At 42.8% G+C, this 26,560-nt stretch carries 17 protein-coding genes; 12 read left to right on the top strand and 5 right to left on the bottom strand.

Annotated elements, in window-relative coordinates; all coding sequences use genetic code 11:
- The first annotated feature begins 3 nt into the window (after positions 1 to 3).
- From JF50_RS06375 to JF50_RS06400, 6 genes are all read left to right on the top strand, one after another.
- Positions 4 to 1,338, top strand: coding sequence for an ABC transporter permease (locus JF50_RS06375; RefSeq protein ID WP_039608592.1), 1,335 nt, complete (start codon positions 4 to 6; stop codon positions 1,336 to 1,338).
- Positions 1,339 to 1,347: 9 nt separating this feature from the next.
- The gene (locus JF50_RS06380) at positions 1,348 to 2,556 is read left to right on the top strand and encodes an ABC transporter permease (protein ID WP_039608593.1); all 1,209 of its coding nucleotides are present in this window, start codon (positions 1,348 to 1,350) and stop codon (positions 2,554 to 2,556) included.
- Between the two features lie 236 nt (positions 2,557 to 2,792).
- Positions 2,793 to 3,686, top strand: a complete 894-nt coding sequence (locus JF50_RS06385) for a hypothetical protein (RefSeq protein ID WP_039608594.1) — start codon at positions 2,793 to 2,795, stop codon at positions 3,684 to 3,686.
- Entirely contained in the window at positions 3,686 to 5,527 is a 1,842-nt protein-coding gene (locus tag JF50_RS06390) for a GGDEF domain-containing protein (protein ID WP_052262155.1), read from the top strand. Before JF50_RS06385 ends, JF50_RS06390 begins: the two co-directional genes overlap by 1 nt.
- Positions 5,528 to 5,602: 75 nt before the next feature.
- On the top strand, positions 5,603 to 8,038 hold the full coding sequence (gene hrpB, locus JF50_RS06395; RefSeq protein ID WP_039608862.1) for an ATP-dependent helicase HrpB: 2,436 nt from the start codon (positions 5,603 to 5,605) through the stop codon (positions 8,036 to 8,038).
- A gap of 122 nt (positions 8,039 to 8,160) precedes the next feature.
- A complete protein-coding gene (locus tag JF50_RS06400; protein ID WP_039608595.1) occupies positions 8,161 to 9,369 on the top strand; it encodes an MFS transporter in 1,209 nt (402 codons plus the stop codon).
- 56 nt (positions 9,370 to 9,425) lie between these two features.
- Here JF50_RS06400 and JF50_RS06405 read toward each other — a convergent pair whose 3' ends face one another.
- From JF50_RS06405 to JF50_RS06415, 3 genes are all read right to left on the bottom strand, one after another.
- Positions 9,426 to 11,141, bottom strand: a complete 1,716-nt coding sequence (locus JF50_RS06405) for an alkaline phosphatase D family protein (RefSeq protein ID WP_039608596.1) — start codon at positions 11,139 to 11,141, stop codon at positions 9,426 to 9,428.
- A 597-nt stretch (positions 11,142 to 11,738) separates the two neighbouring features.
- Complete coding sequence (locus tag JF50_RS06410; protein WP_039608597.1) at positions 11,739 to 13,268, bottom strand: hypothetical protein; 1,530 nt, start codon at positions 13,266 to 13,268, stop codon at positions 11,739 to 11,741.
- A 151-nt stretch (positions 13,269 to 13,419) separates the two neighbouring features.
- On the bottom strand, positions 13,420 to 14,115 hold the full coding sequence (locus JF50_RS06415; protein ID WP_039608598.1) for an SOS response-associated peptidase family protein: 696 nt from the start codon (positions 14,113 to 14,115) through the stop codon (positions 13,420 to 13,422).
- Positions 14,116 to 14,248: 133 nt separating this feature from the next.
- Between JF50_RS06415 and imuA the strand changes: the two genes are divergently transcribed.
- The 6 genes from imuA to JF50_RS06445 all read left to right on the top strand — a co-directional run bounded on the left by imuA (position 14,249) and on the right by JF50_RS06445 (position 24,517).
- Positions 14,249 to 14,941, top strand: coding sequence for a translesion DNA synthesis-associated protein ImuA (gene imuA / locus JF50_RS06420; RefSeq protein WP_039608599.1), 693 nt, complete (start codon positions 14,249 to 14,251; stop codon positions 14,939 to 14,941).
- Positions 14,942 to 14,948: 7 nt separating this feature from the next.
- Positions 14,949 to 16,361: a Y-family DNA polymerase gene (locus tag JF50_RS06425; RefSeq protein WP_039608600.1), complete on the top strand. Its 1,413-nt coding sequence runs from the start codon at positions 14,949 to 14,951 to the stop codon at positions 16,359 to 16,361.
- Entirely contained in the window at positions 16,361 to 19,429 is a 3,069-nt protein-coding gene (locus tag JF50_RS06430) for an error-prone DNA polymerase (protein ID WP_039608601.1), read from the top strand. The genes JF50_RS06425 and JF50_RS06430 overlap by 1 nt, the downstream gene beginning before the upstream one ends.
- A 103-nt stretch (positions 19,430 to 19,532) precedes the next feature.
- Positions 19,533 to 20,114, top strand: coding sequence for a hypothetical protein (locus JF50_RS06435; protein WP_039608602.1), 582 nt, complete (start codon positions 19,533 to 19,535; stop codon positions 20,112 to 20,114).
- A gap of 102 nt (positions 20,115 to 20,216) precedes the next feature.
- Positions 20,217 to 20,516 (top strand): hypothetical protein, encoded by a 300-nt coding sequence (locus tag JF50_RS06440; RefSeq protein WP_039608603.1) that lies wholly within the window; start codon positions 20,217 to 20,219, stop codon positions 20,514 to 20,516.
- A 215-nt stretch (positions 20,517 to 20,731) separates the two neighbouring features.
- A complete protein-coding gene (locus JF50_RS06445) occupies positions 20,732 to 24,517 on the top strand; it encodes a two-component regulator propeller domain-containing protein (protein ID WP_152614469.1) in 3,786 nt (1,261 codons plus the stop codon).
- A 40-nt stretch (positions 24,518 to 24,557) separates the two neighbouring features.
- Here JF50_RS06445 and JF50_RS06450 read toward each other — a convergent pair whose 3' ends face one another.
- Both JF50_RS06450 and JF50_RS06455 read right to left on the bottom strand, forming a co-directional pair.
- Complete coding sequence (locus JF50_RS06450) at positions 24,558 to 25,223, bottom strand: hypothetical protein (protein ID WP_039608605.1); 666 nt, start codon at positions 25,221 to 25,223, stop codon at positions 24,558 to 24,560.
- A gap of 90 nt (positions 25,224 to 25,313) precedes the next feature.
- Entirely contained in the window at positions 25,314 to 26,351 is a 1,038-nt protein-coding gene (locus JF50_RS06455) for a GGDEF domain-containing protein (protein ID WP_039608606.1), read from the bottom strand.
- Positions 26,352 to 26,560 lie beyond the last annotated feature (209 nt).

The following is a 26,560-nucleotide window of genomic DNA, read 5'->3' on the forward strand; positions in this document are numbered from 1 at the left end:
CATATGGGCAATTATTATTTTAAGCTGGCTTGGCTTAGCTTTAAAAAGACGCCTTTGTTGAGCCTATTAATGGTCGGCACCATAGCCATTGGAATCGCTGCCGCCATGATCACGATTACGGTGGGATATATGATGGGTAAAAATCCTTTACCCCACAAAAGTGAACGTGTGGCTATGGTACATCTAAATTCTTGGGATCCAGCAGAGCCGATCAGCTACAGAAGAAATGGTGAAGCGGATATTCCAAATATGCTGACATACCAAGATGCAATGGCTTTACTAACCGCAGATAAAGCGGATAAACATGTGCCATTTGTTTCATTTAGTACATTGGTGCGCACTGAAACTCAGGATGTAAAAAGTGCAGAAATGCATAATATACGTTCAACAAGCAGGCATTTTTTTAGCGTTTTTGGTGCGCCTTTTATTTACGGCGCGACTTGGAGTGAAGAAGCTGATGAGCTAGGGCAGTCCGTTATTGTCTTGTCTAAACGAGAGAATGATCGCCTGTTTAATGGTGCAAACTCGGTTGGAGAAAGTATCATTTTAGACTCCAAATTGTACCGTATAGTTGGGGTGATAGATGATTGGCAACCAACGCCGAAGTTTTATGTAAACTCTTTTCATATGTATACCCCAACCTTGCCTTATTTCGTTCCGCTAGAGTCGCAAATAAGAAACGATTTCTTTTCCCCAGCGACTATGGGGTGGTATTGCTGGGGGGATGATGCAACGTCCACTCTAAAAGATGTCATGTCATCTGAGTGTGTATGGATCCGTTTTTGGGTGGAATTCGAATCTGAAGCAAAAAAGTATGAGTATTTCCAGTTTATGGCCGACTATACCGAAGAACAGAGGAAGGTGGGGAGATTCTTGAGACCTGAACCGAATCGTTTGATGTCTGTTACAGAGTTTTTAGAAGAAGAGGGGGCTATCACTGAAGAGAGCAAACTCGGCATTGTCTTTGCCTTGGCATTTTTACTGGCCTGTTTATGTAATGTCATGAGTTTGATGATGACTAAATTTTATGGCAAGGGTGGTGAAGTGGGGTTGCGCCGAGCTGTCGGGGCAACAAAGAAAGATATTGCAGTGCAATTTGGTTGTGAATCTATATTAGTTGGGCTTTTAGGAGGGGTTATCGGTTTAGCGCTTGCCCAGTTAGGCCTATCTGCTTTAACTGATATGTACCCAGAATACCATGCGAATGTGATGACAATGAATTTTACTTTGATGGTCAGTACGGTTGCATTAGCTGTCGGCACTTCACTGCTATTTGGATTGTGGCCAATTTATCGAGCAACGCGTATCCAATTATCAAGCCAGCTTAAGAGTCTGTAGGAGTATTTGATGAAGGATTTCAACCCTATACTTAAAACACTGTGGAAAAGTAAAACTGGCCCATTATTACTGATTGTGCAAATTGCTGTGGCCTTTACCATTCTCATTAATGTCTCATTTATGGCTTCTTCAAAGCTGCATGAATTGACTGAGTCTAGTGGCCTTGATGAAGAGGTCTTGTTTTCATTCCGGAGTAACTTACCTGTCGAATCTGAAGAGTATGTTGCGCTATTACGGCAAGATTTAGCTGACATTAAAAATTTAAATAGTGTCGAAAGTGTCACTGTAACAAATTCAGTTCCACTCTCTGGTTGGGGGGTATTCTACTCGTTAAATGCAAGTGATGACCCTGATAGTTATATTGCTCAAGCTGGTGCTTATGTGGGATCTCGGGATTATATCAGCACGCTGGGCCTAGATATTATTATGGGGCGGTGGTTCGAAGAAAGTGAGATGGAGTTTACGACTGAAGGCAACAGTGATCGTTCAAATTCAATTCTAGTAACCAAGGCAATGGCTGAGCAAATTGCCCCAGATGATTGGTCCACTGCTGTTGGGAAGGCTGTGTATATGAATGGTCGAGCCTATCAAATTGTTGGGATTATCGATAGGTTAATTGCCACTTGGCCCGAATGGCGAGGTAATGAGCGTAGTGTTGTGTTCCCGACTTATATTATGGCTGGTGAGAACATATTTATGGTGAGAGCGAAGTCTGGGCAACTTGAGCAAGCAATGGTTGATGTAAAAGCGCTTTTAATGCAACAACCAGGCAAGTTTGTCACAGATTTACATACTTTTAAATATACTCGTGAGACTGGATATAAAGCGATGGAGTCATCATTTATAATCTTGGCGGGTGTGACCGTCGCCCTGATAATGTTGACAATGCTAGGGGTGTTTGGGCAAGCGCGTTTTACGTTGATGAAGCGTCGTCGCCAAATTGGTACTAGACGGGCATTAGGGGCAAGTAAATTCCATATTATGCGATTTTATATTCTAGAAAGCTTAATAGTGGTGGGGGCTGGGGTCCTATTAGGTAGTCTCTGTGCCATGATAGCGAATGTTAAATTAATTGAGCTGTTTCGCCAGGACGCTGTTCCGTATGAGTACTTTTTATATGGTGGGGTTGGAGTTTGTATTGCCAGTTTGATCGCGGTTATACCAACAGCATATAACGCTGCCAATACTTCACCTGCAATCGCAACACGTTCTGTGTAGTGACTTACACACACTCTATTAAAGCTTACTGGTTTGATAGAGTGTGATACACAATAATCTATATTTCCTCGACCTGTTCCCTTCGAATACGTTACCTTTATCTTTATGTGCTTGTTATTGAGTCTGATTTTTAAATTTAGTAAAAAAAGCTTATTTTTGTGTTGGCTTTAAGTTAACATTTGGCAATCTATTTTAGTATACTCATAGTCGAGTAAGTAAGAAATTGCGGGGTAAGCATGAAGTGGCTGATATGGGTATGGCTCAGTTTGTGTTCTGGGAGCCTGTATGCTCACAACCAGTTGGTGGTTGATATAATGAGCAGTGAAAACTTCAGTCAACGTTATACCGAATTTCTAAACGGTCGCTCGCCTTTGGATGTGAAATCCTTCTATCCCACGACTAAAGGCTCTCATATCGAGATCATCGAGATGGTGTTGCTTCAGCAAGCGCTCTTTCTTGGTGGTGAAACTCGAGAAGTCGTTTTTAATCCGAAACCGTCGGTCAATATTATTGAATTCTCAGATATGATATCAGGAGAGAGTTTGGTACTGGCGCGAAGTGTTTGGCATGAAGATATCATTAATTACCGAGGATCATTGTATGTCAGTGATCCTGTGGTTAAGTTCGGTCAATATGAGGCTGGGCTCTATGTCACGAAACGCAACGTAGCACTGCAAAATTTACCGCAAGAACAGTTAGAGCAATTAACGGTTGTTGCCAACCCTCGGTGGCGAGTAGACTGGCGAGCTCTGAATAATACTGATATTAATATTGTGAGCTTTATTGGGCCTTGGGAGACCATGCTCAATATGGTGGAGACTGAAGTGGTCGACGCCATGTTAATTAATTTTAGTGTCAGCCAAGATTTACTACTAAATTTTGAAGGGCGTGAATACGTGCCTATTCAAAATATCAAAATGATGTTGCCCGATTCCCGACACTTTATCGTCAGTAAGAATCACCCGCAAGGGGAAATGATTTTTGCCGCGTTGAATCGGGGACTAAAAATACTTAGGGCACAGGGAGTGCTTGATAAAGCGTTAAAGCAATCCGGTTTTATCAGCCATTTAGTAGATGACTGGCGTTATGTAAACCAACAGATGCTTAACCCAATACAGGGCGCACCATAATGAAGGGACTGTCTTGGTTACTGGCTTATTGGTTACTGAGTTTTGGTACTTGGGCAAGCGTGAGTGTTGAGTCATCATCACAGCGCGAAGATTTATCTAAAATGCTGATGCATTTAACGGATAGTCTCAAAGAGGATTACGACCTAAATTTATTACCCCAAGTACGCGTACTCAGAGAACAGTCAAAGCAATTAGGGGCAAAAAATTTACAGGCGCGTTCTTTATTATTAGAGGGGCTTATTCGGCAACATTTTGGCGATTATAAACATAGCTTAGTTTTACATAACGATGCGTTAAACATTGCAAAAAACTTAGATATGCCAGCCTTGGAGGTACAAATCTACCTCGCGTTGGCGCAGCTTGAAATGGATTTGGAACGATTTCGTTATGCTCAACAATTATTGGATCAAGCCTATCACTTAATCACCACAAAGGTGCTTGCTGAGCAAGCGCATGCATTAATGGGAGAGTACATCCTGTGGCAAGGTTCGCTGTATTTGCTCAAAGGCAGTTTCCGCCAGGCCCTTGCAATGCTGAGCGATGCGAATTTAATCGAATATAAAATGCTTTCAAGCAAACTGGCACTGGCTCGGGCATGGGCATACTTAAGCATCGGAGAGTATCAGCGCGCTGAGGGACTGATCAGCTCTGACTTTGTGAAGTTGGCTGAGCTTAAACGTAACTTACATCTACGCGTTCGCTATCAATTAATGAGTGCGACTGCATCTTTGCAATCGGGTGATTTTGCAATGGCAATCAATACGGCCAAACACGCCTTAAATGAGACTTTTGGAACACGGTTTTTGACCGAGCAGTCTATGTTGCAAAATATTCTAGCAGGGGCGTATGCACAGCTTGGGGATTTTGAGCAAGCGCACTTGTACTTAAAGCGCTTTGCATTGTCTCAGCAAGCCCTTAATTTGCAAAAGCGTAATAACAAGCTTTTACAACTCGAGGCACAATATTCACTCGCGGCCCAAAAACAGCAATTGAGTGTGTTAGAGAAGGATAACGCGCTCCAGGCTCAGCAGCTTGTTCAGCACCAACAGCAAATTGATAATGCACACCTTGCACAACAACGCGGTGTCTTAGGGTTACTACTGATAGCGCTGGTGGTTGGTTTTGGATATTGGAGGTGGCAAAACAAGCGATATCTTATTACGTTAAAGCAGCAGGTCACAGAACGGACTGCTGAGCTCGCTGAACGTAACAAACGATTACAGGCCCTTAGCTTTACTGACAGCTTAACGGGGTTGAACAATCGCCATTATTTTTTCAGTGTGATCGACGCGCAGATCAAGCCTGATCCGTCGAAGAACAATGAAAAACAAGAGATGATATTTTGTTTATTGGACATCGATCATTTTAAAAAGGTCAATGACACCTATGGCCATGCAGCTGGTGATATTGTGTTACAGACAGTGGCGGATATTTTAAAACAATGCACGCGAGAAAGTGATTTGGTGATCCGTTGGGGCGGAGAAGAGTTTCTGATAGTAATGCCGAATATGACACATAATGAGGCCATTGAGGCTGTAGAGCGTGTGCGCAGGCAAGTTGAGTGTTTTCCATTTTTAGTTAACGAGCAACCTATTCAAGTGACGTGCTCCATTGGGTTTGCGCCGTATCCACTTACCAACGGTGCAAATCATACGCTCAGCTGGGAGCAGGTTATCGAGCTTGCCGATAATGGCTTATATATGGCGAAAAAAGAGCATCGCAATGCTTGGGTTGGGCTTCACAGCCTTAATCAACCGTTAAATTCATCTATTAAGCAATTGAATGAAGACTATCGAAGTTTAATCAATAGCGGCCAAGTAGTCGCGTCAACCAGCTACTGAGCTGAAAAGCTGGCATAAAGTTGCCTTGGGCATGGTAAACTACAGGCATCTATATTGTTAATGCTTGAGACTGCTGTGCTCCCAATTGAAGCTGTTTTTTCAGAGTTAGTCGACCATCTCGACACACATGAAACTGTGTTATTGCAAGCCCCACCAGGGGCTGGTAAATCAACTTGGCTCCCCCTTCACCTCATGAAATCAGGTCAATATCGGCGTATTGTTATGCTGGAACCTCGTCGTTTAGCTGCACGTAATATTGCTCAATTTTTAGCAAGTCAACTCAATGAGTCACTAGGTCAGCAAGTTGGTTTGAGAATACGTCAAGACGTTAAAGTGTCAGAACAAACCCGGTTAGAGATTGTTACTGAGGGAATGTTGACGCGAATGATACAGCAAGACCCAGAGCTTACAGGCATTGATTTATTGATTTTTGATGAGTTTCACGAACGTTCACTTGCTGCCGATACGGCTTTGGCATTTGCGCTTGAAACCCAAGCTGCACTCAGAGATGATTTAAAAATTTTAGTGATGTCGGCCACCCTTGACAGTGAGCGCTATCAAGCATTTTTACAATGTCCATTGATATGTTCTGAAGGGCGAACTTATCCAATTGAACACAAATATGTTCCTGTGAAAGACGAAAGCCAGTGGTTGGCGCAAATAGCCCCAGTGATTCGCCAAGCTCTAAAAGAGGAAAGTGGCAGTATCTTGGTTTTCCTACCCGGGCAAAAAGAGATCCGTTACGTGGCCAATGCATTGCAGGGGGGGCTCGATGATGAACCTAAGGTGCACTTAGCGATGTTATTCGGTGAACAAGATAAAATTGCACAGCAAGCAGCCATTGCACCGGCCCCCGTTGGAGAACGCAAGATTGTGCTCACGACGAATGTGGCGGAAACTTCTTTGACCATTGAAGGGATTCGAGTAGTGGTAGATTCAGGAAAGCGACGCGCAGCCGTATTTAATTTAAAAACGGGCGTTACCGAACTAAAAACAGTCTCTATTTCGCGAGCATCCGCAGTGCAGCGAGCAGGTCGTGCTGGACGAATAGAGCCAGGCGTAGTGTACCGTTTAGGGAGTCAAGCATTGTTTGAGCGACGCGATGCGCATGACAAACCGGATATTTTGAGCTCAGATATCAGTGGGTTGATTTTAGAGTCCAAGGTGTGGGGCACTCAGATATCTGATTTACCACTATTGGATATGCCAACAGATCCCCAGCGCAAGCAAGCTGAGCAATTGCTGATAAATTTAGAAGCCATTGATAACCAAGGGAAGCTAATGAACCTTGGTAAACGCATGCAACAAATGGGCGCAGAGCCTAGATTTGCGCATATGCTGCTTAAGGTAAAAGCCCTTGAATCTCAGTTGCCAGGTATTACCTTACTGACCTGTTATTTTATGGCGCTGCAAGACAGCCGAGTGAAATGTGCGCCAGAACTCAGTCTTGCGCTCAATCAATTGCACCATAGTGCACCTCAAGCATTTACAAAGCAGTTAAAATATTGGTGTAAGCGTGCTGATTTAACGTATAAGACCAATGAGCTCGCACTTGAGCATTTGGCCATTGTGGTGGCACTTGCTTATCCTGATAGGTTGGCAAAGCGCCGTGGCAATGGGTTTGTTTTAGCAAATGGTGCGGGTGTAAACGCTCACAGTGAATTTTGGCAAGATTGCGATTATTTGGCCATTGCAGAGTTGGGCGGTCAACAAGGTCAAACCATTTTTAGTGCAACTGAGTTTCAACCGGCTGTGCTTGAAGCGGTTTTACCTTACTTATTTGAACAAAAAACGGTTTGCGAGTTTGACCAAAAGCAGACCCAGTTTTTACATCAAGACAGAGTGTACTTAGGGCAATGGGTGCTCAGTGCTAAGCCGAGCTCATCACCGTTAAATGAAGCTGCAAGAACACAGGCATGGGTGTCAATTATTAAAGAAAAGGGCTTAAGCATCTTCTCTGCTTATGGTGATGTTGAGCAGTTACTTATACGCATGCAATTGGCTGCGCAGTATTTTCCGGATGCATTCCCGGCCAGCACTGAATCTGATTTAGTTGCAGATTTATCACTGTGGTTAGCGCCGTTTTTGAGTGAGGTTAAACAGTATAATCAGCTTAAAAAACTCGATTTGAAAAATGCCTTGCTTACTCGCCTAGATTGGCAAAAGCAGCAACAATTAAATACGTTGTTACCAGAGCGAATTAAGGTGCCTAGTGGTTCTCAGATCCGAGTTGAGTATCAACTAGAGGGGCCTGCGCGCTTGGCCGTTAAAATGCAAGAAGTCTACGGGATGTTGCAAAGCCCAACACTTTGCGAGGGGAAAGTGAGCGTCTTGATGGAACTGTTATCACCTGCACAAAGGCCGTTGCAATTGACGCAAGATCTCGCACATTTTTGGCAATCAAGCTACAAAGACGTACAAAAGGAAATGAAGGGCAGGTACCCCAAGCATTTTTGGCCCGATGACCCCGCGACAGCGACTGCCACGAATAAAGTTAAAAGCCGTATGTAAAAGCGCATTCCCCCGTTTGTTAATCTGCGGGGGATTTTTTTACAAAAAATACCTTTACCTAAACTTAACTTGAGGTTTTAGTCTGGCCGTAAAAGATAAATAATAAACAACAGGATATTCAGATGGAACTCACTCAATTCTCTTCGCAAATAGGTCGATTCACGCCGCTCGTATGGGTCATGTTACTTGGTAATTTTTTCGTCAGAGCCAGCTACTATATGGTTTGGCCTTTTCTCGCGGTGATGCTTTACAGCAAATATGGCCTCAGTGCCACTGAGGTGGGTGTATTGTTGACAGGGTCTGCGGTGTTTGCGGTATTACTTGGTTTTTATACGGGTAATCTTGCGGATCGATTTGGCCGATTTGCGTTGCTATACACGGCAGCTGTTGTTGGTGTACTCGCTTTTGCAGCCTTAGCATTAGCAGAGCAGCTATGGGCATTTTGCTTAGCGGTCTTCTTTGCATGTATGCCAAGAACGTTATGGGATGCACCCAGTAAGGCACTTTTAAGTGATGAACTGAGTAATAGCGAAGATAGAGAGCTTGCTCTGCATTTACTGTATTTCTTAGTGAATGTAGGCGCTGCAATCGGTCCATTGTTTGGTTTGTGGGCTGGACTTAATGGTGAGCAATTTAGCTTTATTTATACGGCATTTGCGTACTTAGGGCTGCTATTGGCATTAATTTTAAAGCAATCTAGCGCTGCGAAAAACGATAAAAATGCGCAGCAAGTTCAGGTGCCAAGTTTTAAATCTTGGCTTGCTATTTTGCGTCAAGACACGCGTTTTTTATGGGTTTTATTAGCGACATTCTTAGTGTATATGGTATATGGACAGGGAGATTCAAGCTTAGTTCAGTATCTGACTAGAGCGCAAGTTCCTGAGCTGGCAGTGCTTATTTCAAGTTTGATTATTACCAACTCATTGGTTATTGTTATTTTCCAATTCCCTTTGTTACATGTTATGCGCAATTGGTCAATTCAATCTCGCCTATATTTTGGCGGAGGTATTTTGGTTTTATCTCAAGTGATGATGGCGATAAATCCAGTTGAAGGGTTTTGGGGATGGATAGGTGCGATTGCAGTGCTGAGTTTCAGCGAAGCCATTATGTTTTCAAATATCAATATTTATATAGACCGTATGGCACCCTCCCATTTAAAAGCAAGTTATTTTGGCGCTGCTGGTTTATGTTCATTGGGCTTTGCATTTGCGCCACTTGTTGGCGGTGTACTGCTCGATTGGGGCAGTGGGGCTGTGTTGTTCATTGCGATGGCAATTGCCAGTCTAAAAGCACTTTACCTTTACAAGTTAGCAGAAAGTGCAAGTGACTAGGGGGTAGCTTAAAGTGCCAAGGATTAAAGCTCCCGTGATGGGAGCTTTTTTATGAATTAGAAGTTGATGATGGTCGACACTGCCTCTTCTTCAGTCGTCTGAATCGACAGCTTAATTTGTTTTTTTTGCCAGTCGATATCGACCATACCATAGTTGCTACCAGACTTATTAATGAGATGCCTGTCGCTGGTGGTTAAGTTACTGACGTTATTACTGACAATCCCCACTTTTCCTGTGGGAATTGAAGCCCCTGAAGGCGCGCAATTGCCCCACTGGCCAGCGATACCTTTACCACTGTTATCTACTTGGGTATAGCACCAAGGTTGTGTATGATCTTTTGTGGTGCACCCTCGGTAGGTGGTTCCACCATAAGCAAATGGAAACTGACAAGTTTGGTCATATTGTCCATTGCCCTTAGTATCCGCATATACAGGCAATCTTAATGGGTTTTCAATATGATATGGCCAATTTTGACCAAAACCTGATGCGGTGACTTCGTATACGGTGACGGCATCGCCGTGCTCGGTGCTTTTTGGAATTGTTTTTTGCAACAACTCTCCCCAATGCTGATCGCCGGAAAGGAAAATAACGGCTTTGGTTTTACCTGAATTTATCGATTTTTGTACTAAACGTAGCAATTTCTCCCGCTCTGTAGGCACCTCAGCCCAAGATTCGTAACTGGTCCCAGATAGACCTGTTTCATCGAGTGCTGCGATGGCTTGTTCAAACTTCTTCCCATCGCCGTATGCACAGTATTTATCTCGACTTCTACCCTGATACAGTGGCGGTAAAAACTGAATACCACTGGCTATTAACTTAATCTCAGAAGGTGTATTGAGTTGCTGTTCAAGCCATTGCCATTGTTGTTCACCTAAAATCGTCGTTTTATCTCCTTCACAGGCACCATAGTTAGTAAATGTAGGTGAGCGGAAGTAGCGGGCATCTAGCGTGATCACATGAGTGCTTTCGTTGGCAGGTCCAAGCATCTTGGCTTCATAAACACCAGCTTGACCATTTAACCTTGGATCATCCGCTGGGGCGTCAAAGTGACGAAGGTATTCTTTTTGGCTCGCGGCACGTTGAGGGTAGTGCTTGCCATCGTTATTTGCACCATAATCATGGTCATCCCATGTCGCCATGACAGGTATGTTTGCAGCCAAGAATTTCTGATAATCAATATTACGTTTTTTATCATCATACTTTTGTCGCATCGTGTCCATATCTGTGGTGTCGGCATAAATATTGTCACCTAACCAGAGAAATAAATCCGGTTGATGTGCAATCAATTTGGCCAGCGCTTGAGGCATATCTCCTTTGGTTTTAAAACAGGAGCCGAGTGCAACTCTATCTAAACGTTTACTTGCTTGAGGGTGGGTATGAGATAGTAACGGTTCGTTTTCGACAGGCGCACATGCTTCCCAGTTACCTTGATCATCGGTATAACACCAGGGTTCATCATGATTAATGGTCGCACAACCATAAAAATGTTCGCCTTGATAGTTAGAGGGGGTTTGACATGACTTTCCTGAGACTGTTTTGAATTCAGGGATGGTCTCAGTGCGCACATTTCCCCAAGTTTGTCCGTCAATGGCCTGTTTTAAATAGCACCACTGACTACTGCTGTTATTTTTGTCTGTAGTACCTTGGTAGCGAGCAAGTTGATAGCTGAAAGTGGATTGGCATTGTTCATAGTGGACTTCGGGTGCGGCGACAGCACATAAGTTGACGGCACCTAAAAGGCTGGACATAAATACGAGATTGGCATGTTTCATTGTAATTCCTAGAGATAACGGTTTTTCCTCCTTGTTGACTTAGCCCTAAAATTTGCTTTTTCGGGGTGCTTCCTGCTTAGTGAAAACAGTGTATTTCCCAAAAGTGAAACTGCGTTTTCAAAATCGTGTCAGAATTATGTCCTCGGTCATTTTGGTGCCTTTTAAGTCGTAATGTTTTTTATAAAGCTATGAAATAAATGATTTTATTATTATATTTATATTTCCTTTCTATTTTCTGATTTGACCGCGCTTTGCTTGTGTTTGTACCTTTATTTGGTTATTTTGTGCTGGTAATTGTATTTTCCGCATACTTTTACATCGTTGCAAAATAAAAGGGTTTTGCAATGGAGTTAAAACATAAAATCGAAATGCTTACTCTGTTGAGTAACGAGAAAGTGGCTTTGCCAATCGCGCTCGCAGCCGAAGTTGGCAGAGGGCACTTTTGCATAAGTTGTTTTAGTGGTTGCTAGACAGTAAATTGGTTTTTATTTATAAGCATCATATTGAAATTTGCTAAGAAAAAGCGGGGTCGTCGTGACTCCGCTTTTTTATTCCTTAAGCTACATTTACAGAAAGCTTCAATATTGGGTGTGTGAGTTAGTTAAAATGTCGCCAATATTTTAGTGAAAAATTATCAATAATTACGGTTGCTGGCACGCTGCTAAAGGACCTTACTCTCATTATTAAACGGTAAAGTGCTTTGGTTTGGTCGAGCGTATAAAGTTGATTAATTTGGAAACTGCCTTTACCCAATACGCGCTCTTCACAAAAAGAATCTCGCTCCCCACCGTGGTAATAAACATCCGTACACACCTGAATGGGTTTGCCATAATCTGCTTGGGTGGCATTGAGGTCTAATTGAGCGTGTATTTGATTGGCAAAAATATCTTGACCCCAAGGGAAAAAATGAGAGTAACTTGCTTGCCGCCATGGAGATAGCACTAATTTAAGGCTGTTGGCACCATAAATGGGCGTATCTTGATCAATTGAAATAGACACATCGTCTGGGTAGCGTGACGAGAAGTCGACTTGCCCAGACTCATAGTTATTAGATACGTGAGTTATCGCGCCATCACCCGTTGTTGAAGCGCTGTACATCTGTACATTATCAAGCAAAATAACGTCGTTAGATTCAATCTCAAAGTTTACTGCAGAAATAGCAGAAGTATCGTCGTCGTCGCTAAAATCCAACATTAAAGGAACGTATTTAGTCTCATTTGCTGCCAGTACAAGCGTGTTATAGTTTGTAATTGTATGAGCTGTTCCAGAAAGCACCTTGGTGTAATCCGCATAGCCTGAGAAACGCACCACGCGCGATTCACTGCTAGGGTTATGGAGCGAGACAATGGTACTTAAATAATCTGGTGTGGAATGAGCAAGGAATAAATTGTTTTTTTCAAATCTGAGTTTAAAGTACCCATTGCTATCTGCGTTAATTTGTACAGCATGTTGCTCAGGAACAGTTGGATAAGTGACAATTGAAGGGTTTCCGATGAAGTACTTATCCAATTCAGCCTGGGTTGCAGATTCAAAGTGACCTTGTAAAGGGAAGTGCGTGATAACTGTACTGTCTTCGCCGTGATTTTCACCTAAAGATGCTTTGATATTATCAAAAACGATAGGCATCTCCTCAAGCAAATGCACTCTCCATTGAATTGATATTCGTTTTATAAGTTTGTTTTTAGGTAGCGTTGTTCGAGTATCAAAAGAGTGGATGCTTTGCACCTGTGGTGGAATGATGTGAGCATCTGAACCGTATGTTTGCACTATACTACCATCGTCAAATTCGAGGGTGAATGAAGTGTGTAGAAATGTATTGTCAGAAATCTGGGAGTATGTGAGCTTTGGCAGTTGTACATCAAAACTGATTTCAAAGGGAGTGGGCTTTGTAAAAGTTTGGCTTAACTCAAAAGTCCGCTCTATTTCAAAATAACTGTGCGCGTTAACTTGTAGGCTATAGTTGCCTGTGATTGGCGTTATGTTAGTTCTGGTTATCGAAGTTATATCCCCGTAGTTAACTGTCATGTTTTCATTAGAGTGTTCAAAGTTTAATTCTGCGATTGGTTGGGCATAAGTCAGGTTAGTTACCAAGCATGCTAACGCAATGACTGATGGCTTAATTGTCATATTTCTCTCCTTAATTTTGTTTTATTGCCACAGCATTTGTCGGTAATTAAAATAAAATATTTAGAAATTTATTTTTTAATGCAATAAAAATACCCATTTAGTATGGCTTTTTAAGGGGAGTTTGGTGTGAGTTAATCATGGTTTTGGTGGGTTATATGTCTCTTTCAATGATTATTTCTTCACTCATGGGGTTACATTGACTGGGCTTGTCAATTTGTTGTGCGATGAGTGTGTTCGGTAAATGAGGTTGTAGTAGATCAGAAAAGTAACTGACATCATAAAAAGAGCTGTCTAACCAAGCATTTAATAGGGCTGGCTGTTGCGGCAATATAAATGGGCTGGCTTTATTATGAAATGGCATGAGCTTAGGATGAGGAGCAAGGGTGATAATTGAACAGGAAATCACATGCTGATCTGTGATCGGGTGGTGCCATTTTTTATAAAGCCCAGCGAAGCATAACGCACCATTGAGAGCTTGGAAATCATGATAGAGCGGTGCTTTTCCTGATATGGACTGAGTCTCACCAAATCCTTTTGCCACCACAATACAGCGGTGATATCGATAAGGATGATAAGCGGCACTATTTTTAACATTAAGTTTGTCGTAACGGCTGTTAAATGAGGTGTATTTTGAAGGTTTAAACCCTGTTTGAGTTTGGGTGAGCAGCAGCCACCAAGTTGCCTCGGCGACTTTTCGCTCATGGTTATCTTGGTAAACGATACTCACCTTATCCGTTGCGCGCTTGAAACGAGAAAATAACATGTTTTTATGCGGATCTTTGATGCCTAAATCTAATAAAATTTGGATAACAAATGGATCGTCAGTGATATTGAGCCGGCCGCACATACGCTTGTTCCATCATCTGTTTTGGCATTGATGAGTGTAACTATAGTTCAGTGATGCCGAAGAGAAAAAGATCATACTTGCACTTTTAATTATGATCTATAATACTGTATGCATATACAGTAAGGTGTATGGTATGGCCAATTTAATCGATTTTTTACAGCACCAGAATCTTGTGTGGCATGGGACTGGTAATGCACCATTATCGCAGCGGTTAGTTGAGAAGCAAAGTAGCGGCTATGACGCATTGGATGCTTGCCTTGAGGGCGGTTTTCCCATGCCAGGTATCGTCGATATTCAATGCCAACTCGGTATGGGAGAGGTGGCTTTATTAATACCTTTCATCCGCGCACAAACACGTCTATGTGTGATGATAAACCCGCCTGCTAATGTGAATGCGCACGCATTAAAACATCAAAATATCGCGACTGAATTAATTTGGGTACTTTCAATATCTGAACCGAACAATGCACTTTGGGCAGCTGAACAATGTTTAAAAAGTGGCGTGTGCAGCAGTGTACTGTTGTGGCATCAAGCGCTACAGGTCCACCAAGTAAAACGACTCATGTTGAGTGCGCAAACCGGGCAAAGTCTGTGCTGTTTATTAAGGGAGAACCGTGTTCAAGTCGGGTCATTACCAGTGAGTCTATCTATGCAGTTGTCCCCTAGAAGCGAAGGGCTGAATATTAAAGTGACAAAACTAAAAGGGGGTTGGGCCAAACCTCAAATCACCCTAGCTTGGTCATTACTTTGGCCACAGCTTATCACTCACTCTGAGTCTGAGCGGTCCGGACAAGTGTTGCCTTTTGCAAGCACTGCTAGAAGGTAGGTATAAAGTGCTGTGGCTTTACTTGCATTTTCCCCAGCTACAGTTAGATGGCTTGTTGGCGCAAAGTGCCCCGTTGCCGCCAACGATTATAGTATCTGATAAACAGCATGTTGTTGTGCAGTTGAACGATGCTGCTCGGCAGCTAGGCGTCAAGATAGGTATGGGCCTTGGGGCGGCAGCTGCGATGAGTACTTCATTGTCTGTTTATGAGTTTAAAGTGGATCATGAGCAACAGCGAGTAGAAGAGCTGGCTCAATGGTTGTATTTGGATACGGCTGACATTCATATTTCAGCGCCTTGCGGTTTATTGCTTAAAGTGTCTAATATGTTGTCTTTGTATCCAAACTTGACCCACTACTTGGAAACCATTCAGGCACGGCTTTTGCCTCAAAATGTACAATATCATTATGGTCTAGGGCATTCGCCTTTGGCAGCGCAGCTGCTTGCTCAGGCTGGTTATGACAAAATAGATGAAGACAAGGCGTCCTTGTTTGCAGCAGTAGGTAAATTACCTATTGATGCTTTGACGTTAAATACACGGCAAAAACAGCAGCTTTTGCGAGTTGGTATTAAATCTGTACAAGCGCTGTTGGATATCCCTTTGGTTGAATTGGGTAGGCGCTTTGATACTGAGTTGGTGCAGTATGTTGGCAGGTTACAAGGTAAGCTCCATCATCCAGTTGAGTTTTATCAACCAACGGAGACATTTCAGCGTGACCTCATATTACTATTTGAATTAGAAAATCTGACCTATTTAACAAAACCACTTTACACGTTACTACTACAACTTGAAGCATTCTTAAAGTTACGCGATAAATTGACGCTCGAAATCGTACTGACCTTGGTACAAAGGGATGCCGAATCGCTGTGTTTAAAAGTGGGCAGTGCACAAGGCGAGTACAGAGCTAAAAAATGGCAAGAGTTATGTCAGCTTATGCTTGAGCGGACCCAGCTATCTGCGCCTTTGCAAGCCATTACGTTAAGAGTAGATGAGTTTTGTGAATCGCATAATCAAAATGAAGATTTATTTTCAGAGCCAATCGGCACCATGACGCATGCAGGTTTGTTGAGTTTGTTGCGCGCAAAGCTTGGAGAGCAGGCGGTTTACGGAGTAACGGTCTTACCCGATGCGAGGCCTGAGTATGCAACGAGCCGATGTGAGCCAAGTGTACAGGCATTACACTCCTCTTTCACCGAGAACAAGGCCTCCTTACTTAGACCTAACTTTTTGCTTGCTCAAATCCAACCACTGCATGACAAAGTCACTCTATTGCAAGGGCCTGAGCGGATATCGACGGGGTGGTGGGATGGACATAATATCGAACGCGATTATTTTATTGCACAAGATGAGCAACTTAGGCGCTTATGGGTATTTAGAGATAGACAACAGCGTTGGTTTGTTCATGGGATCTTTAGTTAATGCGGTATGCAGAGCTATTTTGTCAAAGTAACTTTTCTTTTTTAGAAGGTGCCTCTTCCCCTGAAGAACTGGTTAAGCAAGCGCACTTTTTAGGCTACTCAGCATTGGCAGTCACAGATGAATGCTCATTGGCGGGGGTTGTGCGTGCGCACACTTTGATAAAAAACACCGAGCTGGATTTAAAACTGATAGTTGGTAGTGTGCTGTGTTTTGAATCACTCAAAGTGGTCCTACTTTGTCCAAATAAAGCGGCTTATAGTGAGTTATGTCGAGTGATCAGCAATGCCAGACGCCGTGCCAATAAAGGGGCGTATCAACTTGAAAAGTGGGACTTACTGTCTTTAAAGCATTGCTTTATTTTGTGGTTACCTCAGGGTGAGCACGAAGATGCGCAGTGGGGAGCTTGGTTAAAGCGATATCACCCAAATCGTAGCTGGATAGGTATGCAAAGAGAGCTTAGCAACCTTGAAAGACAACATATTAAACATTGTGAAATGCTCTCTGAGCGATGTGACATACCTATATGTGCCCTTGGTGCAGTGTTAATGCACTGTGCAAATAGAATTCGGCTTCAACATGTTTTGACGGCAATTAAAGCCAATCAAAGTGTTGAGGAATGTAAAGGTCAGCTGTTAGTGAACTGTGAGCGCTCAATGCGTACTAAGGATAAGATAGCTAAGTTATTCAAGTCATCTTGGTTGCAGGAAACAAACACAATAGCCAATCTATGCCATTTTAATTTAGATGAGTTGCGATATCAGTATCCGAGCGAATTAGTGCCACAGGGTAAAACGGCCATGCAATATCTTCGTGAACTTGTAGCGCAAGGTACACAACGTAGGTTTGTCGATGGCGTTCCCTCAGACATTGCAAAAACCATAAAAAAAGAATTGGAACTTATTGAGGAGCTGGATTATCCGTATTTCTTTTTAACCATTTATGACATCGTTATGTACGCTAAGTCGCAAGGTATTTTATACCAAGGTAGGGGATCTGCGGCTAACTCGGTGGTTTGTTATTGTTTGGAGATCACGGCGGTTGATCCGCGTCAAGTGGCCGTATTATTTGAACGTTTTATTAGTCGTGAACGCAATGAGCCACCAGATATTGATGTTGATTTTGAGCATCAAAGGCGCGAAGAAGTCATCCAATATATTTACCAAAAATATGGGCGTAAACGCGCGGCGTTGGCCGCCACAGTGATCACCTATCGATTTAAAAGTGCAGTTCGGGATGTTGGTAAAGCCCTTGGGATCAGTGAGTCACAACTGACATATTTCATTAAAAATGTTAATCGTCGTGATCGAAGTTTGAACTGGCAAGCGCAAATTATTGAGTTGGGGTTGGAGCCCAGTTCGTTAAAAGGGGCGCAATTTATTGAGCTGATCACTGACATTATGGGGTTTCCTAGGCATTTATCTCAGCATGTAGGTGGCTTTGTTATTTCAGCAGGCCCTCTGCATGACTTGGTTCCGGTTGAAAATGCATCCATGCCAGAGCGCACAGTGATCCAGTGGGATAAAGATGATCTTGAAAGTCTTGCGCTGTTAAAAGTCGATGTATTGGCTCTGGGGATGCTCAGTGCTATCAGAAAAACATTTGAAATGGTGTATCAGCACACAGGGCGTAGTTTAAGCATTGCTTATTTAACACAACGTCAAGATGACCCTAAAGTTTATGAAATGATTCAAAAAGCAGACACTGTAGGCGTATTCCAAATTGAGTCTCGTGCGCAAATGAGTATGCTTCCTAGGTTAAAACCGCGCTGTTACTATGATTTAGTGGTGCAAATAGCCATCGTTCGTCCTGGCCCTATTCAAGGCGATATGGTTCACCCTTTTTTGAAGCGTCGCAATGGTGAAGAAGCTGTATCTTATCCCTCTGAAGCTGTAAAAGCCGTACTTGAACGTACGCTTGGGGTACCTATTTTTCAAGAGCAAGTCATTAAACTCGCAATGGTCGCGGCTGGCTTTACTGGTGGCGAAGCGGACCAGTTACGACGCGCCATGGCATCTTGGAAAAAAACTGGCGAGTTGATGCAGTTCAAAGATAAATTACTCAAAGGCATGACAGAAAGAGGCTATGAGCACCAATTTGCAGAGCGTATTTTTGAGCAGATCTGCGGGTTTGGTGAGTATGGCTTTCCAGAGAGTCATTCGGCATCTTTCGCAGTACTGGCATACGCGTCTTCTTGGCTAAAGCTTTATTATCCAGCCATGTTTTATGCTTCTTTGCTTAATAGCTTACCAATGGGGTTTTATAGTGCATCCCAATTACTTCAGGATGCAAAACGCCACGATGTTTTTATTTTGCCTGTATGTGTAAACCACTCTAGTTATGAGCACACAGTTCATCAAGTTGAAGGTCAGTGGGCGATCCGTTTGGGGTTGAAGATCATTAAAGGGCTAAGGCAGTCGATAGCGAATTTAATCGTTGAAAAGCGTCCAAACAATGGCTACTCAAGTGTTCAGAGTGTGTCTAAATTAGGTGTCGATAAGGGAGCGCTTGAACGACTTGCATCGGCAAATGCGTTGAGGGACTTTAGCCAAGATAGGTATGCAGCTCGTTGGCAGTTAATGAACCAAGAAGTCACCTTGCCGCTGTTTACTGACTTACCTTCTAAACAAACAGCAGATATTCAATCACCGAGCGATTTTGAAACGTTATTAGAAGATCATACTGCCATGGGAATAAGTTTGAACAAACACCCGATCACTTTATTGGATGAGAGGGGAGAACTTGGTGTATTTACAAGAATGAATGAGCTTTGCAAAAAAGCGCATAAAAGTATGGTTACTGTGGTTGGTGTGGTCACAGGAAAGCAATCTCCAGGGACTGCAGCTGGTGTTACCTTTTTTACCCTTGAGGATGATACAGGGAATATCAATGTGGTGGTGTGGGCAGGGACTGCTAGAGCTCAAAAGAAAGCTTATCTAGGTGCAAAGTTATTGGAAGTGAAAGGGATTGTTGAAAAAGAAGGCAATGTTATTCATGTTATTGCAGGACGATTGATTGATAAAAGTCCACTTTTACAAGGTTTTGATACGCAATCGAGGCACTTTCATTAAACTTTTTAAAATTAATTGGCTTAGCATGTTATTTTTTGTTTTTTGTTGCGTTTATTGAATTAAATCAAAAGGGTCATCACCGCTTCAGACGGCAGGACTCGTTTTGATAGAAACGGCAGGACTCGTTTTGAAAGAAACGGCAGGACTCGTTTTGATAGAAACGGCAGGACTCGTTTTGATAGCAGCGGCAGGACTCGTTTTGATAGCAGCGGCAGGACTCGTTTTGATAGAAACGGCAGGACTCGTTTTGATAGAAACGGCAGGGCTCGTTTTGATAGAAACGGCAGGACTCGTTTTGATAGAAACGGCAGGGCTCGTTTTGATAGCAGCGACAGGACTCGTTTTGATAGCAGCGACAGGACTCGTTTTGATAGAAACGACAGGACTCGTTTTGATAAAAACGGCAGGACTCGTTTTGATAGAAACGGCAGGACTCGTTTTGATAGCAGCGACAGGACTCGTTTTGATAGAAACGACAGGACTCGTTTTGATAAAAACGACAGGACTCGTTTTGATAGCAGCGACAGGACTCGTTTTGATAGCAGCGATAGGACTCGCTTTGATAGCAGCGACAGGACTCGTTTTGATAGAAACGACAGGACTCGTTTTGATAGAAACGACAGGACTCGTTTTGACAGAGAGCGACATGGCTTGTTTCTCAAAGTGGGCGAAAGGATCCGTTTAGCAAATTAAACCAATGATCCGTAGCTTAAAGTGAACGAAAGGACTCGTTTTACTTAATAAAGTGAGTATGCTGTCTTGTTTAAAGTCAGTATAGGAGTCATGAGTGTCTGATATTATACGTGAAGTGATTGCGACAGTGCTGTTTATTATTGCCTTAGTCGCTTCGTATATCCTTTTTACGGATAACTTTAACCTGCTATTTTGCGCATTAATACCCTTTTGTTTTTTAAGCGCCTATCTTATTTGGCCAAGACGAGAAAACCAGGGTAAAGATTCGACTGTGTTGGATGTTATTTACACGATTATTTCGTTTCCAGTGGACTGTGTCGTTAGGGTCTCACGTTTGCTATACCGTTTTTTAAGCTTTATGGCTGGAGGTAAAGACGGAGGTGGATTTGACTAAATTGTTGTGCCAAGCATGACATCTCCATTTTGTGATTTCTTTCCAACTTTTCATCCCTTATCTATACTCAATGACTATGCAAGCTTTACCTTCGTTGAACCTTTCAAGCGGATATTGCAGTGAATGCCGGTGTGACCTTACGAATTATAATTTGTCTTTTTATTACACTGAATGTGTGCTTTTCTTCTATTGCTTTAGCTAATACACAGAAAAATTTGGATGCAGGTCAGGGCGCGTTTTTTGATTTAGGTGAACTGATTTTTCAACAGGTTGGAGATAGCGAAAAAATCCCTAAGGGCGTGATCACGGCAATGACCCAAGATAGCAGAGGGTTTATTTGGATTGGTACTCAGTTTGGGCTTATTCGCTACGATGGTTATCGTTTCAAACGTTTTGGGCACAACCCTCAAGACCCTAGCTCTTTACCCGGCAATTTTGTCCGTGCTCTGTGGGCCGGCCAAAATGGTAAATTGTGGATCGGTACTTTTTCTGACGGGGTCGCTATGTTTGATCCTAATAACAATCAGTTTCATCATTATAAGTATGATGCAGCCAACACAAATAGCTTATCAAATAACAATATTCGTGCATTGGTCGGAGACAATCAAGGCAATATTTTTATTGCCAGTAATGATGGGTTAGATCACATAGATAGCGCAACAGGAAAGGTGACAAGGTTAGACAATATATTGGGGTGTGATGAACCTTTAAAAACCTCCCGTATGCGCTCAGTGCTTCTAGGAGAAAATCGTACACTTTGGTTAGGTACACAGCTCGGACTGTGTCAAATTACGCTACCTTATCCGATATCTCATAATATCAAGCCAGGCTCGCCAGCACTGACTGGCAAAACCTATGGTGCATTTAATGGCAAAAATGTGTTTCGACTTTATTTGGCGGACGATAATGCTGTTTGGGTTGGTACAACGGATGATGGTGCGGCTAAGGTGAGTACCAATGACAATATAGTGGAATGGGTATCACACACGCCTAATAACCTAAAGTCATTAAGCCATCATTGGGTGAATGGTATTGTTCAACCAGCCTCTGATGAAATCTGGCTAAGCACATCAGGTGGTGGGATCACTGTCGTTGATGCATCCTCAACGCGAGTAAAGCGACATATACGCCATGAACCTTTGAATGAATATAGCATTCCCCTAGATACTATGGGGGCCATGCTGGTGGATGACTCTGGCGTTGTATGGGTCGGCACTTGGGGTGGTGGATTGAGTCGATATAACCCGCAAAACGGAGCATTTAGAAAGTTTGTGCGCGGCCTTGATAGCACAAATATGTTGACACATGAAGATGTAAGATCGTTTGTAGAGCTCAATAATGGTCAAATTTGGGTGGGAACAGCGCAATCAGGTATTGATATCATTTCACCTCAATTAGGCGTTATTGGCGGTTTCAGGCCCGAGCCAGAGAACCCCAAGGCGTTAGCGGAAGGCTATGTGCGTGTGATGCGGCAAACCAGCGATGGCAGTGTGTGGGTTGGCACGACGAACAAAGGGCTTCATCGCTATGACTTTGTACAGCAGCGATTTTTTCGCTACAACACAGCCGACGGTTTGCCAAGTATACAAATCGTTACGTTACAAGAGACTCCTGGAGATAAGCTCTGGGTTGGGACCGGCGAAGGGGTCGCGCTGATAAATACGCACACCAATCAAGTTGAGGATATTTCTGATTTTTCAGGGAGTGAACTCTTTATGGGTAAGTCGATTTTAAGCTTTGCCTACGATCATAATGACAGACTTTGGGTTGGTACGCGTAATGGGCTTTTGGTGATATTCATCAAAGCTAAAAAAGTACTCGAAATTAGTCTTGAAGCGGATACCACCACTACTTTATCTGATAACTATATAAATAGCTTGCTACTAGATAGTCAGCAAAATTTGATTGTCGCGACGCCGCACGGTTTAGATCGTTTGGTTAATTTTAATGGCCGTTATGCTGAGTTTGAATCATTAAATACCTTGGTTGGTAGGCCTGTGGGCACCGCAGGAAACTTGCTCGAAGACGCACAGGGGCGCATTTGGAATGGTTATGGTTGGCTAGATCCAAATCAGGGCACATGGCAAAACTTAGCGCGAGCAGACGATTGGGATGTGGGTACCATGTGGACTGGCTCTTACATCAAGCTTCGTGATGGCACCATGCTGTTTGGTGGGACGAAAGGCATATTATTAATGCGCCCATTACTTTGGCAAAGTTGGCAATATCAGCCGAAACTCGTGATCAGTGAGTTAGAAATTGATAATCAAGTCATTCCAATCCCTGAACAACTCGTATTACCTGCCGATACGAAGAGCTTCTCTATTGAGTTTGCAGCCTTAGACTTTACGTCTCCTGAGCACAATTTGTATGCCTATAAACTCGAAGGGTTTGATGAAAAGTGGATTTACACTGATGCATCTAAACGCCGAATAACTTATACCCGTCTGCCACCAGGTAATTATCACCTACACATCAAAGGGAGCAATCGCAAAGGCAACTGGAGCGACCATCAAATTGATTTGCTCATCGTGCAACAGCCTAAATGGTTTGAAACTATTTGGATAAAGCTGTCGCTATTTGTATTGATTGCACTGGCATTTTATGGTTTTTACCGCTGGCGCGTGAAAGAGCTGAAGCAACAACAAATGGCGCTTGATTCTTTGGTCCAGTCTCGCACCGAGAATATTTCTATGCTTGGTAAAATTGGCCAAGAGATCACCTCAACGTTGCATCTTGGCTCAGTCTTAGAGCGGGTCTATAAGCACGTTAATGAGTTGATGAACGCCGATGTATTTGTCGTTGGCATTTTGGATGCACCAGGGCAGCGGATCTTATGTCAATTGGCGATTGAGCAAGGTGAAAAGTTGCCTCCTTTTGAATATTCATTGACTGACTTACGTCGTCCAGCTGTTTGGTGTATCAATAATCAAAGCGAGCTTGTTATTAATCGCGTAGAAGAGTTGAAGCTGTACGTTGAATATGTTGCTGCCCCCGTCAGCGGCGCGAACACCGAGTCTTTAATTTATTTACCTTTACTGATTGATAAACAAGTTTTGGGTTGTATCACTGTACAGAGCTTCAAAAAATCAGCATTCAGTGACAATGATGTTCAAATGTTACGTACCATTGCTAATTACACAGCGATTGCACTGGCCAATGCGGAGTCTGTAGAGAAGTTAGAATCGACTTTTGCGCAGCTAAAAGAGGCCCATGAAAATCTTCAGCAAACACAAGATCAATTGGTTCAACAGGAAAAAATGGCGGGCTTGGGGCGTTTAGTTTCAGGTGTTGCCCATGAGATTAATACGCCGTTAGGGATAAGCATTACGGCAAGTTCCCATGCGATGAAAGAGCTGGGTGAATGCCAAGGACTATTTGATAGCAGTAAGCTGACAAAGAATAAGCTGCATGCATTCTTAGAGGTGATGAATGAGAGTTTGTACTTACTTGAGTCAAACTTATCTCGAGCTGCACAGTTGGTTAAAAACTTTAAACAAGTTGCAGTAGATCAGTCCATAGAGGAACGTGGGGAGGTGAATTTGGGCCAATACCTCGAAGATACCCTGATGAGCTTAAAGCCAAAATGGAAGCATACTGAGATAGTGGTTGAGACAGATTTTGATGACAGCACGGTACTCTCTACTTATCCTGGCGCATTTGCTCAGGTGCTGACAAATCTGATTGAAAATGCCGTACGGCATGGCTTTGAAGAGGGTAAAAAAGCGGGCAAAATTGACATCAGTTTACAACGTACGGCATCTCATATTGAGTGGTGCTTTGAGGATAATGGCGTGGGTATGAGTAAGGAGACGTTAGCAAAGGTGTTTGACCCATTTTATACTACAAGGCGCAGTGCTGGCGGAACCGGTTTGGGCATGCATATCGTGTATAATATTGTGACGCAAAAACTGCATGGTGAAATTACCTGTCACAGCGCGCACAATCAAGGGTGCCGATTTGTCATTAAACTACCAATACGCAATTCAAGTGTAAATTAAGTGACAAATCGACCCCGTATATTTTCGTGAAGTTAATGATTTAACGGTAGTCTTCAGCGTCAAAATATAGATGTTTTAATGTACCGCAATTGACAAACTTATACATCAACTCAGAGCTTTTAGGTACGCGTTTTGATGTTTTAAATTTCTGCATGCAAGCGTTGGTTAAATCAACAAAAATAAGATGATTGAAACTCGGTGGTTGGGTTAATTTGTGGATGTAAATGCGTTCTGATTTGTTGATCTCAATGCTGTCATATTCCTGCCACTGTGATGCTGGAGATAAGTCCTTTAGCTTCCGAGCATATAGTTTTTTGCTAAATACAATGGTGCGGTCACTATAGACTTTAAAGCCGTCGCGTTTGTAGTGTCCTTCATAGACGTCGGCGACAATATTGACCTCCTCTCCACGTTCTAGACGCTGCAAGTTAAATGGTTTTGGCTTGATGGTTATGAGGTCTGAGTCTCTAACTAGATTTAAAAAAGCGACGTCAGGGTTATCTATTTGATACACAATTTGAATATCGCTGGGTAACTTGTAAGAAGCAAAATTTGTGGCATAAATTTTGGAACCGCGATTCATCAGTACCATACCATGTTCGCCTTGATAGGCTGGGTTCAACGGTGGGAGTTCTTTTTTTTCTTCTTCGGCAATGACGATAAAACTGCAAGTGTATATGAGGATGAACAGAAAGATTTTATTCATGATATTTCCTTTGCGCTTTTGGCTTGGTGAGAGTATAGCAAGAGTTGGATTAAGTGCTATATCACAATGTGAGCGCATTTATCTAAATGACTAAGCAGCTACATCTTCTATGCGATTATGGTTTAAATTATATAAGCATACCCTGTCTCTGCCTCGTTGCTTAGCAGCATATAGTGCTTTGTCAGCACAGTTCATCCATTTGGTTTGGGTAAGGTCGTTCGCAGTTGCACAAAGCCCTAAGCTCACTGTGATGGGGCGGTTATCTAATAGAGCGAGTGTTTTGATGTTAGCTCTGAGCTTTTGAGCCACTTTTTCCGCGATTTTTAACTCCGTATTGGGTAATAACACCACGAACTCTTCACCGCCCACACGAAAAAGCAAATCGGTTTCTCTGATCTGTGCGCGTATGTCAGATACGAGGTTGATCAGGACTTCATCCCCTTTGGCATGACCATATAAATCATTTATTTGCTTAAAGTGATCAACATCAATCATGATGAGTGTCGAGTCATTGTGGTAGTGAATTTTATTGGCTAACGCATCTTTTAAAAACAGGTTTAGTTGTCTTCGGTTAAGCGCGCCTGTGAGGGCATCTTTACTTGACTCTTCTTTTAATAAAGTGTGCAGCGCATCGATATGCTTGAGCAACAAGTGAACTGAGCAAGCGGTGAGCAGATAAGCGAAGAAAAACCTGAGTGCATCTGCCATATCATAATTCAAAAATACGTATGTGGTGGCGGTGAGTAATAACATGCAGTTGAAGAGGATGGATGGCACAAGAGGGAAGGCAAAGCTAATGATGATACTTACCGGGAATACCCAAAAGATTGTGCCAGCGCCCAGAGTAAATAGAGACAACGCGACACATGAAATCGCCAGAGCTGCAATAATGTACTCATGAATAGGCAAAGCGCGGCCTCTGATCAGTGCAAAAGCATCGACAATAAATGCGCATACAAAAATCATAATGAGTGCGCCAAGTGCATGCTCACCTATAATCAGGTTTTTGATTGCTAAAGGGGTAAACACCGCCAGAATGATCAGGGATAAGAGTGGGAATACTTTACCCTTGCCATCAAAATAGGTGTTTAAACGCAGTGAATACTTGCTGTTATTTTTTACTGCCACGCGACATACTCTCTACCATAAATTATGCACTGCCACCCTTATAAATATATATAATTTATTCTTACATTAAAGGTTTTTTGTGTTAATTATTTGATAACTCTTTGTGTCTTCATGACATGGTAAGTACTTAGCTCAGTCTTGTGTCTCAATGATTGAGCTAAGTCAGTGTGTTGTATGCGTTTTGGCAGATGTTTGGTTAATCCGCTGCG

Origin of the sequence: Pseudoalteromonas luteoviolacea, assembly GCF_000814765.1 — a bacterium.
In the GTDB taxonomy this organism is placed as follows: domain Bacteria; phylum Pseudomonadota; class Gammaproteobacteria; order Enterobacterales; family Alteromonadaceae; genus Pseudoalteromonas; species Pseudoalteromonas luteoviolacea_H.

Excerpts from the sequence above, each read along its gene's own strand:
- JF50_RS06385 (WP_039608594.1), top strand. The coding sequence starts at position 2,793 with ATGAAGTGGCTGATATGGGTATGGCTCAGTTTGTGTTCTGGGAGCCTG.
- JF50_RS06375 (WP_039608592.1), top strand. The coding sequence starts at position 4 with ATGGGCAATTATTATTTTAAGCTGGCTTGGCTTAGCTTTAAAAAGACG.
- imuA (WP_039608599.1), top strand. The coding sequence starts at position 14,249 with ATGGCCAATTTAATCGATTTTTTACAGCACCAGAATCTTGTGTGGCAT.
- JF50_RS06400 (WP_039608595.1), top strand. The coding sequence starts at position 8,161 with ATGGAACTCACTCAATTCTCTTCGCAAATAGGTCGATTCACGCCGCTC.
- JF50_RS06390 (WP_052262155.1), top strand. The coding sequence starts at position 3,686 with ATGAAGGGACTGTCTTGGTTACTGGCTTATTGGTTACTGAGTTTTGGT.
- JF50_RS06430 (WP_039608601.1), top strand. The coding sequence starts at position 16,361 with ATGCGGTATGCAGAGCTATTTTGTCAAAGTAACTTTTCTTTTTTAGAA.
- JF50_RS06380 (WP_039608593.1), top strand. The coding sequence starts at position 1,348 with ATGAAGGATTTCAACCCTATACTTAAAACACTGTGGAAAAGTAAAACT.
- JF50_RS06450 (WP_039608605.1), bottom strand. The coding sequence starts at position 25,223 with ATGAATAAAATCTTTCTGTTCATCCTCATATACACTTGCAGTTTTATC.
- JF50_RS06410 (WP_039608597.1), bottom strand. The coding sequence starts at position 13,268 with ATGACAATTAAGCCATCAGTCATTGCGTTAGCATGCTTGGTAACTAAC.
- JF50_RS06405 (WP_039608596.1), bottom strand. The coding sequence starts at position 11,141 with ATGAAACATGCCAATCTCGTATTTATGTCCAGCCTTTTAGGTGCCGTC.
- JF50_RS06415 (WP_039608598.1), bottom strand. The coding sequence starts at position 14,115 with ATGTGCGGCCGGCTCAATATCACTGACGATCCATTTGTTATCCAAATT.